The sequence below is a fragment of the Elizabethkingia argenteiflava genome, from assembly GCF_009904105.1.
Lineage (GTDB): Bacteria > Bacteroidota > Bacteroidia > Flavobacteriales > Weeksellaceae > Elizabethkingia > Elizabethkingia argenteiflava.
Genome location: NZ_JAAABJ010000297.1, coordinates 1 through 15,726 on the forward strand (window position 1 = coordinate 1; position 15,726 = coordinate 15,726).

General features: G+C 36.0%; 15 protein-coding genes. 4 read left to right on the forward strand and 11 right to left on the reverse strand.

What is annotated here, in order from left to right:
• Positions 1–415, forward strand: a 415-nt coding sequence (locus GNY06_RS03095; protein ID WP_166518759.1) for a transposase, incomplete at its 5' end; no start/stop codon positions are given.
• A 305-nt stretch (positions 416–720) separates the two neighbouring features.
• Here the strand turns inward: GNY06_RS03095 and recQ are convergent.
• Positions 721–2,922, reverse strand: a complete 2,202-nt coding sequence (gene recQ, locus GNY06_RS03100) for a DNA helicase RecQ (protein WP_166518760.1) — start codon at positions 2,920–2,922, stop codon at positions 721–723.
• Positions 2,923–2,996: 74 nt separating this feature from the next.
• Here recQ and GNY06_RS03105 point away from each other — a divergent pair, with 74 nt between their 5' ends.
• The 3 genes from GNY06_RS03105 to GNY06_RS03115 are packed head-to-tail and all read left to right on the forward strand — an operon-like array spanning position 2,997 to position 6,470.
• The gene (locus GNY06_RS03105) at positions 2,997–3,956 is read left to right on the forward strand and encodes a KpsF/GutQ family sugar-phosphate isomerase (protein WP_166518783.1); all 960 of its coding nucleotides are present in this window, start codon (positions 2,997–2,999) and stop codon (positions 3,954–3,956) included.
• A 2-nt stretch (positions 3,957–3,958) separates the two neighbouring features.
• On the forward strand, positions 3,959–4,777 hold the full coding sequence (gene tatC / locus GNY06_RS03110) for a twin-arginine translocase subunit TatC (protein WP_166518761.1): 819 nt from the start codon (positions 3,959–3,961) through the stop codon (positions 4,775–4,777).
• A gap of 43 nt (positions 4,778–4,820) precedes the next feature.
• A complete protein-coding gene (locus GNY06_RS03115; protein WP_166518762.1) occupies positions 4,821–6,470 on the forward strand; it encodes a M1 family metallopeptidase in 1,650 nt (549 codons plus the stop codon).
• A 65-nt stretch (positions 6,471–6,535) separates the two neighbouring features.
• Here GNY06_RS03115 and kdsA read toward each other — a convergent pair whose 3' ends face one another.
• From kdsA to GNY06_RS03165, 10 genes are all read right to left on the reverse strand, one after another.
• A complete protein-coding gene (gene kdsA, locus GNY06_RS03120; protein ID WP_166518763.1) occupies positions 6,536–7,345 on the reverse strand; it encodes a 3-deoxy-8-phosphooctulonate synthase in 810 nt (269 codons plus the stop codon).
• Positions 7,346–7,516: 171 nt separating this feature from the next.
• Positions 7,517–7,843: a DMT family transporter gene (locus GNY06_RS03125; RefSeq protein ID WP_166518764.1), complete on the reverse strand. Its 327-nt coding sequence runs from the start codon at positions 7,841–7,843 to the stop codon at positions 7,517–7,519.
• A gap of 166 nt (positions 7,844–8,009) precedes the next feature.
• Positions 8,010–8,993: a pseudouridine synthase gene (locus GNY06_RS03130; protein ID WP_166518765.1), complete on the reverse strand. Its 984-nt coding sequence runs from the start codon at positions 8,991–8,993 to the stop codon at positions 8,010–8,012.
• Between the two features lie 40 nt (positions 8,994–9,033).
• Complete coding sequence (locus GNY06_RS03135) at positions 9,034–9,927, reverse strand: UbiA family prenyltransferase (RefSeq protein ID WP_166518766.1); 894 nt, start codon at positions 9,925–9,927, stop codon at positions 9,034–9,036.
• Between the two features lie 23 nt (positions 9,928–9,950).
• Positions 9,951–10,877 carry a mevalonate kinase family protein gene (locus tag GNY06_RS03140; protein WP_166518767.1) on the reverse strand — a complete coding sequence of 309 codons (927 nt, stop codon included), beginning with the start codon at positions 10,875–10,877 and terminating at the stop codon, positions 9,951–9,953.
• 145 nt (positions 10,878–11,022) lie between these two features.
• A complete protein-coding gene (gene rsgA / locus GNY06_RS03145; RefSeq protein WP_166518768.1) occupies positions 11,023–11,943 on the reverse strand; it encodes a ribosome small subunit-dependent GTPase A in 921 nt (306 codons plus the stop codon).
• Between the two features lie 9 nt (positions 11,944–11,952).
• Positions 11,953–13,029, reverse strand: coding sequence for a chorismate mutase (locus tag GNY06_RS03150; RefSeq protein WP_166518769.1), 1,077 nt, complete (start codon positions 13,027–13,029; stop codon positions 11,953–11,955).
• A 15-nt stretch (positions 13,030–13,044) separates the two neighbouring features.
• Positions 13,045–13,383: a hypothetical protein gene (locus tag GNY06_RS03155; protein WP_166518770.1), complete on the reverse strand. Its 339-nt coding sequence runs from the start codon at positions 13,381–13,383 to the stop codon at positions 13,045–13,047.
• A 254-nt stretch (positions 13,384–13,637) separates the two neighbouring features.
• Positions 13,638–14,726, reverse strand: a complete 1,089-nt coding sequence (dnaX, locus tag GNY06_RS03160; RefSeq protein ID WP_166518771.1) for a DNA polymerase III subunit gamma/tau — start codon at positions 14,724–14,726, stop codon at positions 13,638–13,640.
• Between the two features lie 152 nt (positions 14,727–14,878).
• Complete coding sequence (locus GNY06_RS03165; RefSeq protein ID WP_166518772.1) at positions 14,879–15,490, reverse strand: inorganic pyrophosphatase; 612 nt, start codon at positions 15,488–15,490, stop codon at positions 14,879–14,881.
• Between the last annotated feature and the right edge of the window lie 236 nt (positions 15,491–15,726).

A 15,726-nucleotide genomic window follows, 5' to 3' on the forward strand; every position in this document is an offset into this window, starting at 1 on the left:
CGGGATCTTTCATTCGTATGATTTTTCCCCTGCAAATGTCCATGATGTGAACGACTTGAATGATGTGAAAAATAATTTTAAAAATTGTTTATTAATAGGAGATAGAGGATATATTAGCAAAGAATTCAAAGTTGATTTATTCAACTATTCAAAGATAAAACTGTCTGTTGCGATGAGAAAAAATCAACACGATTTTGTAGCATTTTCAAAAATAAAATCCAGAATCAGAAAAAGAATTGAAACTGCACTTTCTCAACTCAATGGAGAGTTCTTGATTCAGATTAATCTAGCAAAAACTTTTCAAGGTTTAGCCACTAGAATTGCTTCAAAAATAAGCGCTTTTACAATGATTCAGTATCTGAATTTTTTCGTCTTCAAAAGAAAGATAAACAAAATAAAAGTTAATTTGGGCTAAATGCAAAACAGGTTAGGTGTAAGTAATTTTACTCCTATAATGCAACATTTTATCCTAGCGAATGCTCCTAGAGTGCAAATATTTTTTTTCGTTTGCCTATTTTTATAAATATAGAAGTTAAAGAATAGAACATATCTTTCAATATCGGCCCATCATGAAAATAGCTTTCTTTAATTGCTGCAATAATAAAGTATCCATGGAGCATGCTTCCTTCAATAAAATAATGAATTATATAGAATACTCCCCGACTCAAATTTAAATCGGGAAGCATCTATAGATTTTCGAAAAGTTTGGTTTGTATATTTTTAATTTGCTACATCACTAATAAATTTTATACGTAGCATTCGAATTTCCTCATCGGAAAGGTCATTAGAAAATTCCGAGCACAACGTCTTCATGCTATCACTCTCGGATTCCATCATAAATTCCATAAATGCATCTACAATATCCTCGTCAATATTTTCGTCAATATAGTAATCTATATTCAACTTGGTCCCCTGATAAACAATACTTTCCATCTCGGAAAGCAAATCGTCCATACTGAGGTTTTTCGCTTTTGCGATATCTTCTAAATCGATTTTCTTATCGGTACTTTGAATAATAAAGACTTTATGACTAGATTTATTAGCTACTTGTTTGAGCACCATATCATCTGGGCGCTCAATGTTATTTTCGTCTACATATTTTTTAATAAACGCTGCAAATTCTTTCCCGAATTTTTTTGCTTTTCCCTCTCCGACTCCATAAATCTTGGAAATTTCCTCAATACTCACAGGGTATTGAACTGTCATATCTTCCAAACTCGGATCTTGAAAAACAGTATAAGGTGGAATTTTATATTTCTGTGCGACTTTTTTTCTAACTTCTTTTAAAAGACTAAACAATTGATCATCCAAACCTTTCAAGCTACTCGCTGTTGCTATTTCTGAAGATAACTTAGCGGTTTCGGCAAGATTATAGATTCTGTCTTCGGCTATTTGAAATGTTGGCAGTATTTCTCCCTCAATATAATCCAATCCTTTTTTAGTAAGCTTCAATACTCCATACGTCTCTATGTCTTTTAGTAAAAAATCCTGAACTATCGCCTGACGAAAAATTGATTTCCAATAATTATCTTGTCGATCTTTTCCGATGCCAAAGTGTTTGTTATTCTCCAAACGATAAGATTTGGTGACTGCATTTTCCTTACCTACGATTACGGACACCAAATCCTTTGCCCTGAATTTTTGTCCTAAATCATTTACTAAATTGAGTACTTTTTTCAGATCTTCACTAGCATCTTTTAAAATAGGTGGGTTTATAGAGTTATCACACATTTTAGCACCTAAGCCATTAACAGGATCAAAGGTTTCTCCAAAGTAATATAATAAATATTGTCGTCTGCTCATAGACGTCTCTACGTAACCTACCACTTCATTAAGCAACTGAAGTCCTATTTCCCGCTCTGAAACAGGTTTTTGGGCCAGAAATTTCTCCAGCTTTTCAATGTCTTTGGGATCGTAGAATGCGATACAATGTCCTTCTCCTCCATCTCGACCTGCTCTCCCTGTCTCTTGATAATAGCTCTCTAAACTTTTAGGAATATCATAGTGAATCACAAACCGCACATCGGGTTTATCAATTCCCATCCCAAAAGCAATGGTAGCAACGATCACATCGACTTCTTCCATTAAAAATTTATCCTGATTGGCCACCCGCGTTTTGGCATCTAAGCCCGCATGATAAGGTAATGCATTTACCCCGTTTACTTGCAACAACTGGGCAAACTCTTCCACCTTTCTTCTACTCAAACAATAGACAATCCCCGATTTTCCCTTTCGGGATTTAATGAACTTAACAATTTCTTTATCTATATTAATTTTAGGCCGAATCTCATAAAATAAATTCGGCCTATTGAAAGATTCTTTATAGACGAGTGCATCGGACATCCCTAGTGTTTTTTGTATATCATCTTGTACCTTAGGGGTAGCGGTTAAGGCAATAATGGGTACATTTGCTATTTTGTCTATAATATTTTTGAGGTTTCTGTATTCGGGTCGAAAGTCGTGGCCCCATTCCGAAATACAATGGGCCTCATCTATCGCGAAAAAGGAGATAGGGACTTCCTTAAAGAAATCAATATAATCTTCCTTGATCAGAGATTCCGGAGCGACATAGAGCAGCTTTGTCCTACCGTTTCGAATATCATCCATCACCATTTTCGTCTGCGCTTTACTCAACGAAGAGTTGAGTACATGAGCAACCCCTTCTTCCGAAGATAGCCCATTAATTGCATCCACCTGATTTTTCATTAAAGCTATAAGTGGTGATACCACTATCGCTGTTCCCTCGCTCATTAAAGCTGGAAGCTGATAGCATAATGATTTCCCTCCACCTGTTGGCATCAGAACAAAAACATCTTTTCCTTCTAAAAGTGACGATATGATTTGTTCTTGATATCCTTTAAATGTTGAAAAACCAAAATACTTTTTCAGAGACTCCGCTATGTTCGCAGAATTTGTATTCATCCTTTGATTTAAGTTTACTAAATTTGCATTTAATCAAAGATACTCAAATTAATCTAACAAAGCAATATCACACCTTGAAAACCGAAGAAATTATCGATCTTGCCAAAAAAACATTTTCCATAGAAATCCAGGCACTAGAGAAAACAAAAAATATTTTAAATGAGAATTTTTCTCAAGCTGTCAACAGCATCTTCAATGCGCAAGGAAAATTAGTCGTGGTAGGCATCGGAAAAAGTGCCCATGTCGCTAATAAAATAGTGGCTACACTTAATTCTACAGGAACTCCTTCACAATTTTTACATGCTGCAGAGGCTATTCATGGTGATTTAGGCCTGCTCTCCAAAGAAGATGTGGTACTGTGCATTTCGAATTCTGGAAATTCTCCTGAAATAGTCAATTTAGCACCTATTCTTAAAGGCTATTCTTGTTGCTTAATCGGTATGACAGGTAACATAAACAGCAAGCTGGCAGAAGCTGCAGATATCATCATCAGTTCCTGGGTGGAACAGGAAGCTTGTCCTAACCAATTAGCACCCACTAGTAGTACTACCGTACAGATGGCACTTGGCGATGCTTTAGCCGTGTGTTTAATGGAATTAAGAAACTTCAGTAATACTGATTTTGCCAAATACCACCCAGGGGGCTCTTTAGGTAAAAACCTTACCGCTACAGTCGCTCAATTTCTTTCAGACCATAAGCCTGAAGTGCATAAGGACGCCAATATGCGAGAAATCATTATCTCCATCAGTGCTTCAAAACACGGAATTACTGTTGTTACAGACAGAGAGAAGATAATAGGCGTTATAACCGATGGCGATTTAAGGAGAATGCTCATGCAAAACGATGAAATATCGGGTATTACAGCGCAACAAATCATGAGTAAAAATCCGAAAACTATAGAAAAGAAAGCATTGGCAAAAAGCGCTATGGAGCTATTAAAAATGAATAATATTGGCCAGCTTGTGGTCACTGATAATGGAAAATATACGGGTATTATAGATATTCATAAACTCTTAGATGAAGGTATTGTTTAAAGATGAATGAAATTAAAGAAAAAAAAGAAATGTCCTTTTTGGGACATATCGGCGAACTAAGAGGACATTTAATCCGTTCTATTTTAGCCATTGCCATTGGAGGCTTAGCCATTGGATTTAATATCAATTGGGTGATGGACCATATTTTATTCGGTCCAACGCGTCCTGATTTTTTAACTTTTAAAGTCGTTAACCACTTTTCTCAAATCATATTTGGACATGATACCATTGATCTTCCTGAAAAATTCCCCATCCAGGTGAGGCGGTTATTTGAACAATTTAATGTTATGATGGCGGTTTCCATTGTTGGAGGTATTATTATCGCCTTTCCCTATATTGTGTGGGAACTCTGGAGGTTTATCAGTCCCGCATTACATGAGCACGAAAGAAAAAATTCTATTTTTGTGATTAACAGTACGTGGTTTATGTTTATGCTAGGGGCATTAAGTGGTTATTACCTGGTTATGCCCTTTGTTATCAATTTTGGTTATTTCTTTAACATTTCCGAGACTATTCGTGTGGATATCGACCTGTCCAGTTATATTACAATCTTTTTACAGGTGGTATTGGGGATGGCTATTATTTTTCTGTTCCCTATCTTAGTCTATGTATTAACCTCAATGGGAATTTTAACTCCTAAATTTTTAATCACTTATAGGCGGCATGCTATTGTAGTCATTATGGTGGTGGCCGCTATTATAACCCCTGCCGATGTCCTGAGCATGTTAGCGGCGGCCTTTCCGCTATTAATTCTCTACGAAATAAGTATATTTATGTCTAAATTAATGGAAAAAAGAATGAAAAAAAGAGAGAAAATATAAACAGACTCATTACACTCACTCAAATATACCACCAATTCACCTTATGAAAACTACCATCACACCTCTATTTCTTTTATGCTGTAGCCTGGGATATGCCCAAAACAAAAACGCTTTTGGCGATACGCACTCTCCTTTTACAAAACAAGATTCGTTATTTGGATCTAACTCACAGTATAGAAATTTTTGGAAAGTAAATAAATACGATATTGAGGCTGAACCCCAGTTCGAAAAAAAGAGTGTAAAAGGAAGCAATAGGATCAGCTTTAAAATCACTCGTGATATTAGCGATCCTACATTTCAGATCGATATTCAACAGCCGATGAAGGTTTTTAATATTATGAGTGATTTTGAAATTGTTTCTCAAAAAAGAGAGGATAATTTTTTGTTTATCCAGGCCAAAGGAGATTTTAAAAAAGGAGACGAATACTTTATTAATTTAAATTTCGAAGGATATCCCAAAATTGCCCGTCACGCCCCATGGGATGGAGGCTGGATCTTCACTAGTGATAAATCCGGAAATCCTTGGATCACCACAGCTACTGAAAATATAGGAACCAGTGTATGGCTTCCGACTAAGGATTACTGGGGAGATGAACCCGATCAAGGGATGACGTTTACTCTTATTAGCCCTCAAAAACTGATGGGAATCTCTAATGGGCGACTCATTAGCCATAAAATAGAGAATAATAAAAATATTTCCATTTGGGAAGTGAAAAATCCTATTAACAATTATAGTATTACACCTTACATTGGTGATTACATTCATTTTACAGACTCTTTTAAAGGTGAAAAAGGCATATTATCGCTTGACTACTATGTTATAAAAGAAAACTTAGCAAAAGCCAAAAAACAGTTTTCACAGGTTCAAAGCATGCTAAAAGCCTTTGAACATTGGTTTGGGCCCTATCCCTTTTATGAAGACGGTTATAAGATTGTAGAAAGTCCGCACCTGGGAATGGAACATCAGAGTGCTATTGCCTACGGAAATCAATATGAAAACGGATATTTGGGTCAAGATATTTCGCATACGGGTATTGGTTTAAAGTTTGATTTTATTCTCATTCATGAAAGCGGACACGAATGGTTTGCCAACAATATTACCGCTCAAGATACTGCTGATATGTGGATACACGAAAGCTTCACCACCTACGCGGAAACTTTATATGTAGAGTATCTATGGGGGAAAGAGAACGCCAACCAATACATTATAGGACAAAGACTTAACATCAAAAATGACAGCCCTATTATTCCCGCTTACGGATTAAGAGCCTACGGCAGTGAAGACATGTACAGTAAGGGTGCCAATATGCTGCATACCATACGTCAGGTGATCAACGATGATGAGAAATTTCGACAGCTCTTAAGAGGACTAAATAAAAAATTTTATCACAAAACCGTTACAGGGAATGAAATACAAGAATATATTAATCAGCAATCGGGAATAGATTTCTCATCCGTATTTAAGCAGTACCTCTGCACGACTCAAATTCCCAAATTAGAGTATAAGCAGCAAGATAAAAAAATTTCTTTTAGATGGGCAAATACTGTTGAAAATTTTAAACTTCCTCTCCATATAAAGGATTCAAAAATCATTATAAACCCTTCTCATCAGTGGACCACAATCAAATTAAAGGATAAGTCCCCGATTGAATGGGATCCCAATTATTATGTAGAATATATAAAGGTGGAATGATTTTCTATAAATACAATAGAGTACCTCGGTGAGGTACTCTATTGTATTCGAATACGATTTATTTTCTAAAGTATAGCTTCTCTTACTCTGGTTAATCTTTCCAACAAACCTTCCAAAAGATCTAATCTTAACATATTGGCACCATCAGATTTGGCCTTAGCTGGTTCGGGGTGGGTTTCTATAAAAATACCATCAGCACCTACAGCTATTCCAGCTTTCGCTATGGTTTCTATCAGTTCAGGTTTACCTCCGGTAACCCCAGAACTCTGATTAGGCTGTTGTAAAGAATGGGTAACATCTAAGATAGCTGGTGCATATTGGCGCATGATAGGAATACCACGAAAGTCCACTACTAAATCAGTATACCCAAAAGAGTTTCCTCTTTCGATAATAGCCACTCTGGAATTACCGGATTCTTTAATCTTATCGACAGCAAATTTCATGGATTCAGGAGAAAGAAATTGTCCCTTCTTAAGCGTGATTGCTTTTTGAGTTTGCGCCGCAGCCATAAGCAAGTCTGTCTGGCGAACCAAAAATGCAGGTATCTGCAATACATCTACATATTGTGCGGCTAAAGCCGCATGTTCGATTTCATGAATATCCGTAGTAGTGGGGATATTAAATTTTGCACCGACTTTCTTTAGAATTTCCAAAGCTTTAATATCTCCTATGCCGGTAAAACTATCCACTCGAGATCGATTTGCTTTTTTAAAAGAACCTTTAAAGATATAAGGTATATTAAACTGATCTGTGAGTTGCACTACTCTCTCAGCGATCTCCATAGCCAAGTCTTCACTCTCAATAGCACAAGGGCCTGCTATAAGAAAGAAATTTTTAGAATCTTTATATTTAATATTCTCTAATGTCTGAATCATATTTTATTTTAAATTTATTCGTAAAAGCAGAGGAAACAGGGAAATATCATTCTATGATAAATATAATCTGAACCTGCCTCAAAATACCTATTCAGTCCTAAGTTCGTCTTAGGTTTACATAAATGGCGGACAAATTTACAAAAGTATTCTTTATCTATAGAAATCGGAAAATTAATGTGAAACGACTTTCAAACCGATAATCGAGGTTATCAGGGTAAAAAGAAAAAATAACCTCCAAAAACTGGAGGGTTCTTTAAATATACAGATCCCAACAATAACGGTACCGACTGCACCAATTCCAGTCCAAACGGCATAAGCTGTACCTATAGGTAAAGTTTGAGTAGCTTTCACCAATAAAATCATACTCAGAGTTAAGGCCACCAGAACTCCGGCATACCAACCGTAAGACTCTACTCCGGAAGTTGTTTTGGCTTTTCCTAAGCATAAGGTAAACAATATCTCAAACAAGCTTGCAATAATTAAAAAAATCCAATTCATTTTTTATTGTAATAATGAATAACTCAAACTTTATAAAAACACGGGAGGTGCTGCTGCTGCGAACTACAAAGCAATCTTAATAAAAAGAACAATACTCTATAAGTATCGTCCTTTTTATTTTTTTAAACGACTAATTTTAAATAGCTTCACCTCCTTCTCCAGCAGACTAAAGCATTTTTAAATTATTCACTTCCAAATCCGTAAGAATTCTCCAATGCCCCCTCTTTACATTCTTTTTTGTAAGACCCGCAAACATCACACGATCCAGACTCTCCACTTCATAACCTAGCCGCTGAAATATACGCCTTACTACGCGATTCCAGCCGATATGTATTTCTATTCCAACCTCATTTTTAGGTTTCCCCTCAATAAAAGAGATATGATCGACCAAGGCCAAACCTTCCTCAAGACGAATACCGTCTCGAATCAACTGTAGATGTTCTACTGACAGTTTTTTATCCAGGACCACATGGTATATTTTCTTCATCTCAAAAGAGGGATGCGTCAACTTTTTGGTTAAATGTCCATCATTGGTCAAGAGGATTACCCCGGTGGTCTGACGATCTAAACGCCCTACCGGAAAAAGTCTATAAGGAGAGGCATTGGCTACTAAATCCATAACGGTCTTCCGGGCTTTTTCATCTTTTGTAGTAGAGATATAGCCTTTGGGCTTATTTAAGAGAACATATACTGGCTTCTCAGGTGTGATACCTTGACCATCAAAAACGACTCTATCGGTTTTCTGAACCTGATACCCCATCTCGGTAACCACTTTACCATTCACCTCTACTAAGCCTTGTGAAATAAGATCATCCGCTTCGCGACGGCTACAAATACCCGAATTAGCAATATATTTATTGAGGCGTATCGTCTCTTTTTCTGGCTTACTGATGAGTTTATCCAGCTTTCTCTTTAAAATATAACCTTTTACCTTTTCTTGCTGGTCTGCTTTTTTATCAAAAGGTCGTTTAAAGGACTTTGGAGCACCAAACTTACGGTCTCCTTTTTCGTATTTATCTCTGGAATCAAAATTTTTATCTCCTCTTTCTGAGGAGGATGCAGAGCGATCATTTTTACCAAAAGAAGCTCTTCTATCCTCTTGCCTGCCGTCTCTCTGTCTGTTTGAAAAATTTTTACGTTCCCTGCTCATTTATTTATTTTCAGCAAAGTTACGAAAAAATTAAAACGGGTCATTGAAGATATGCGATAATTCCATCTATCAACATACAGAGAATTCCTATAAATACCCAAAGACGGAGTAAATTCAAAGCTGAGAAACTATAAAACTTAGATTTATTAAGCAAGAGATACACAATTACAATCTGAAGTAGCATCCCTACAGAAAAATAGCCCGACATCCAATTATGGAGGTGGTGGTGATCAACGATTATAGCAGACACATACAGGTTGAGGACGACCAAAACTATGGTGATCGCCTTAGCGGCCTTTATCCCAAAGGTGTTAGCAAGCGTATCGTAACCAAAAATACGATCGGCATGAAAAGTTAAAATATCTTTTATAATATCAATACTCGTTAAGATGAGAAAAAGAAATACAGACATCAACATAAGCTGAACCGAATACGTCTGATAATAAACCAACATGCCAAAAAAAGGATAGAGGCTAAGCCCTACAAAGCTAAGGTTATTAAGGATTAAAATTTTACTCAATTTATGACTATACAGCCACATGAGAAACTGATAAATCAGAAAAAAAACAAATACCCTATAGGAAATAAAAGCTGCAATTCCTAAGGAAAGAGTATTGAGCAGCAGGTAGGCATATAAAAAATATTTTTGCTTCAAAAAACTCTGAATGCGACTCCTAAACGGACGAGTGATCTTATCTTTTTCACGATCATAGAACTGGTTAATAATACTTCCTGCCGATATGCTTAAAAAGCTACAAAAAATAATACCATGTACCTTGTAGTTGAATACAAAATGCTTAAGGCTTTCTTCCTGGTTAAAAAGAAAAAAGGTCGACACATATAAGGCAAAGATCAATAAAAATGTAACGAAGAACTGCGCACCTAACAAAAAACCAATCAATAAGGATAATCTGGAAAGCAGATAATTCTTCACAGTATTAAAATTTAAACGTTAATCTAAAATCTGTAAATGACTTCTTTCTGGAATCCCTCCAACATTTTCTCTGCCTTATCATAATCTTGTGCAAAACCGAGGATATATCCGCCGCCCCCACTTCCGCAAAGTTTTAGGTAATAGGCATTGGTATCTAATCCTCTTTTCCAGGCCTTGAATAAACTTTCAGGAATCATAGGATTAAAATGTTCGTATACCCAGTAAGATAATTTCTTCAAATCTCTGAAAAAAGGATTCATATCTTTCTTCAGAAAAGCATCAATACAAGCATTGTTATAGCGAATGAATTCATCTTTAAGCGTTTTACGGAATCCTTCGTTTTTTAGCTTCTCAAAGAAAATCTGAACCATGGGACCTGTTTCCCCTATTTTTCCTGAATCGATAAGAAAAATAGCACCTCTCCCCATTTCATTTTCGGGTAGGGCCACTTTGTTTACAGATTCTTTATTTTCTATCAATATGGGTAAATTCATATAACAAATCAACGGATCTACCCCCGAGCTGGTGCCGTGAAAATAAGACTCCAATAGTCCAAAGACTTTCTTAAGAGCCTTCAGCTCGTCTTTACTAATACTTTCGGGTTTTCTTTTGATCAAAGAATATTTTTCAAATATGGCAGCGACTAAAGCACCTGAACTGCCAATTCCATAACCCTGAGGTATATTGGAATCAAAAAACATTCCTTTATCAATATCTTCTATAAACCTCTCAATATCAATTTTAAACTCCTGCGGAATTTTTATATTTGCTAAATATTCTGCATACTTTTTGAGAGATTGATTAGAACTTTTCTCAAAATCTGTTTGCAGTTGGGAGAATTGCAAACAGCCTTTATAGAAGCTATAGGGCAGGGTTAAACCCTGAGAATTTTCAATAATCCCATATTCTCCAAATAACAAAATTTTCGCATAAAATAAAGGGTTGGTCATTCAATTTGCTTTATCTGTTACAAAATTACATTTTTTTTTACTAGATAGACTTTTTTTTAAGGATTTTTAACCTTTTAGCAAATTGTGAATACCCAGTGGAAAAAGTAACTTTTTTTAAACCTTGTATTCTTGGTCTAAAAAAAAATCAATCCTCTGCCTCTGCCTCTTCCATTAACTTTATATAGGTAGCATAGCGCGAATCGAGTATTTCTTCTTTTTCAAGAGCAGCTAAAACGGCACATTTAGGTTCATTAATATGTAAGCAATTATTGAATTTACAATCTTTGGAAAGACTAAAAATCTCAGGAAAGTAATATTGAATTTCTTCTTTTTGTACGTCTATCATCGCAAATTCGCGCACCCCTGGAGTATCGATTACCTGACCACCAAAAGTCCAAAAATGCATTTGAGCATAGGTAGTGGTATGCTTTCCTTTTAAGTGGATATCTGAAATTTCTCCCGTTTTGAGCTTAACTTCCGGATGTAAGGTATTGACCAGAGTGGATTTTCCACTACCTGAATGTCCGAAAAATACAGCGGTCTTATTGTGAAGATAACTCCTAAGCTCTTCCATATGAAAGCCCGATAAAGATGATATTGATAGGCTATTATATCCTATAGACTGATAAAGGGTAGCAAGATCTTCAATATATTCTATTTCTTCAGGCTGCAGTATATCCACTTTATTAAAGAGAATTAAAGGCTGAATGTCATAAGCTTCGCAACATACCAAAAAGCGATCTAGAAAGCCTAAAGAGGTCTCGGGCATTTTAAGACTATACAGTATACAAGCTAAATCAATATTAGAGGCTATAATATGAGCTTCTTTGGAAAGGTTAACCGCCTTTCGGATTAAATAATTTTTACGCGGCTCTATTTTGGTTATCCAGGCCATATGATCCTGCCCTATAGAAAACTCCACAAAATCCCCGACTGCTAAAGGATTAGTCAATCGGGTTTTTATGAGTTTAAATTTACCTCTAATTCGGGCTTCATAAATTCTGCCAGATTCTTCATCCATCACATGATACCAGCTCCCGGTGGATTTTATGATGATCCCCTTCATTCGCAATGCTTATTTTATCATAATATTATTCTGAACATCAATAGACTCTTCGTGAATCGCACTAAATACTTTCTCGATAAACTCTCTTGACATTCCTGTTTCATCCGCTTTCTGAATCGCGTATTCTGCAATCACTTTCCATCTGTCCGGCTGGAAAATAGCAATATTATTCTTTTTCTTCAACGTTCCTATTTTTTCCGAAACCTTCATTCTTTGATTTAAAAGATTAATGAGTTGGAAATCAATATCACTAATGAGTGTTCTATGTTTACCCAGTTCCTCCTCATAACCTGTAATATCTTGATTTCTCATCTTGAGGTTTGTCAATAAATCTGATAGGACTTCAGGGGTAATTTGCTGTGCAGCATCACTCCATGCTTCCTCTGGATAAGGATGGGTTTCAATCATCAATCCTTCATAACCGCAGTTGAGGGCCTCTTGGGAAACGGCTGCTAAACCGGTTCTATTTCCACAAATATGAGAAGGATCTACCACCATAGGAATATTGGGAAACTGTTTTTTAAAATCCAAGGCAATACTCCAATTGGGTACATTGCGATATTTTGTTTTTTGATAATTGGAAAACCCCCTGTGTATAACGCCTAAATTCTCAACACCTTGTCCCAACAACCTCTCCATTGCGCCTATCCATAAGGCTAGATCGGGGTTTACAGGATTCTTCACTAAAACAGGCTTCTTAGTCCCTCTTAAAGCTTGGGCTATTTCTTGAACAGTAAAGGGATTCACCGTAGAACGGGCACCAATCCATAAAATATCCACATCAGCTTCTAAGGCTGCAAATACATGATTGGAATTGGCTACTTCAGTAGCTATTTTAAAGCCATATTCTTCTTTAACTTTTTTTAACCAATTAAGACCAATGACACCTACACCTTCAAATCCATTAGGTTTTGTACGCGGTTTCCAAATTCCAGCTCGGAAGATGGAAACTTTTGCATTACTTTCTTTGATTCTTCTTGCCGCTTCAAGCATTTGCGATTCACTTTCTGCACTGCAGGGTCCCGCTATTACCAGCGGTGACTCGAATTCTGATATCCAATCAGCTTTTACTTCTTTTAAGTTCATATTTAATTTGAAAAATTAGGAAAAATCAAATTTCATTAAATCGTCCAATGCTCTAAGGACGGGATTCTTCTCTGCAAATCTATCAAATAATTTTCGTTTGGTCATGATTTCCCTTTTCAAAGTTTCATCTTCAATATACTTACTCTTAATATGAAAATTATTGACTTTACGTTGAAAGCTAGATAAAAAATCTTTCCTAATCGTTTCAAACTCCGCTTTCGCAGCCTGAGAAGGTACTTTTATATGGATTTTATTTTCGTTTTTTTTCTGTAACCGGCATATTTTTATGGCTGAAAATTTTATAGGATCTTTGTGCTGCAGGTCTTCTAAGAAACCTTCCCATTGCTGTAGCAAGTCTACTTCAGAAAAATGATCAGCAGGAAGCTGCTCTTTTTCTTCTATTTTTTCTATTTTTAGCTCTTGTTTCTTATTAAGCCAGCCTGTAATACTAAAAGACGATAGATCTTCTAAAGGAGAGGTGACTTTCTCAGACTGATTTACCTTCTGAGGAATGGCTTTTTCAACTTTTTCTTTTGAAAATTGTGGATTGGGAGGAGTAAGAAGAGGCTTTTTTTGCTCATTTTTTACAGCGTCTTTGAATAAAGGGGCTAAGATTCTATTTTTTTTTTTTTAGCTACATCACCCGAGGAAAGGGATGCCAATTGCATTAAAGCAATTTCTACAGTGAGTCTCTGATTTTTTGAGTTTTTATAATTAATATCGGCCTGATTACAGATTTCCAAAGCATCTATAAGCTGCTGAGCCGTCCAGTTACGACTTTGTTCCACATATTTTTCTTTGGTTTTCTCACCCATTTCAATTAAGTCGAGGGTTTTAAGGTTTTGCGCCATCATCAAATCCCGAAAATGACTACCCAATCCTCCTATAAAAATATGAGCATCAAATCCTTTACTTACAATTTCATTAAACTGTTTTAAAATTTGCGGTATGTCATTGTTTTGCGCAAGATCTGCCATCCGCAAATAATAATCATAATCTAAAATATTCAGAATTTCAGCCGCTTTCGTCAGACTAATATTTCTCTGGGTAAAAGTCGTCAGGCGGTCAAAAATAGAAAGGGCATCTCGTAATGCACCATCTGCTTTCTGAGCGATCAGAAATAAAGCATCATCTTCATATTGGATATGTTCTTGATCTGCAATTTTTCTGAGATACTGCTGAATGTCCTCAATCTGAATTCTCTTAAAGTCATAAATCTGACATCTGGAGAGAATAGTGGGGATAATTTTATGTTTTTCGGTGGTAGCTAAGATAAAAATGGCATGAGCTGGAGGCTCTTCCAATGTCTTGAGAAATGCATTAAACGCTGCTGTTGAAAGCATATGCACCTCATCTATAATATAAACCTTATATTTCCCTACTTGAGGTGCAAAACGAACTTGGTCGATAAGATCGCGGATATCATCTACAGAATTATTAGAAGCGGCATCTAATTCATAAATATTAAATGCAAAGCCTGTATCATCTGAAGCTCCTGCTTTTTCGTTAATCTTTCTGGCCAGAATTCTCGCACATGTCGTTTTTCCGACCCCTCTAGGCCCACAAAAAAGAAGGGCTTGAGCCAGCTGATTGTTTTCTATAGCATGCTCTAGAGTATCTGTGATATGGGATTGCCCAACAACTGTATCAAACTCCAATGGCCGATATTTACGTGCAGATACTATAAAGTTTTCCATGCTCCAAAAATAGAAAAAAGCAGAATGAAATCAAAAATTTTTCCACTTTCTTTAAGCTAGATTAGCTTTAATTTAATAGGCATGATCTTTCTATCAATATAAAAGTGCCTCCTTATTGAAGACACTTTTATATTCTTATCTAAAGTTAATTGTTATTCTGGGTAATTTTGCTGATAATCTTTTATAGATGCTTCTATTACTTTTTTGGCGTGATCTGCACCATATACATCGTCAATTCTTACCACTGCAGGCTCTGTCGGTAAATTTTTGTAAGAAAGGAAATAATGCTTTAATCGGTTAATCTCTGCTAGTGGAAGGTCCGAAATATTCCTCATGTGACCATATACCTGATCGTCTACTAATACAGCTAAAATTTTATCATCTGCCTCTCCTTTGTCTATCATCTTAAAACCTCCTATGGGGATGGCTTCTAAAATCATACCGCCTCCACTAATGGTATGACTACTTAATACACAAATGTCAAGTGGATCATGATCTCCTTCTTTAACATCTGTAGATCCATTGGCTATGGCTAAATCTTTTACCGCATCTTCACAGTAGGTTTTCGGTACAAAACCATACAAAGCAGGTATAATATTAGAAAACTTCTGAGGCCGATCTACTTTCATATACCCCGTCTCTTTATCCACTTCATACTTGATGGTATCCGAAGGCACAATTTCAACAAATACATTGACAACTTCAGGAGCTTTCTCTCCAGCACTAATACCATGCCAAGGATGCGCTTTAAATTTAGGCTTCATATAATTATTTATTATTTTTTGTTATAAAAATCTCTCGCCTCCCTATTGGAAATATGGAAGCTTAAAAATTAAGACTGCGAAATTACAAATTATTTAAGAGAAAAACATCATTATAATGGGTTCAACATAGCTTTGTAACTATTTAGAATTGAATTTCATATCTTTTAATCTAAAAAAATCCACTTCTAATAAGGCCTATTGATAAAAAAAGTATTGTTATTTGTCAGATCAGGATA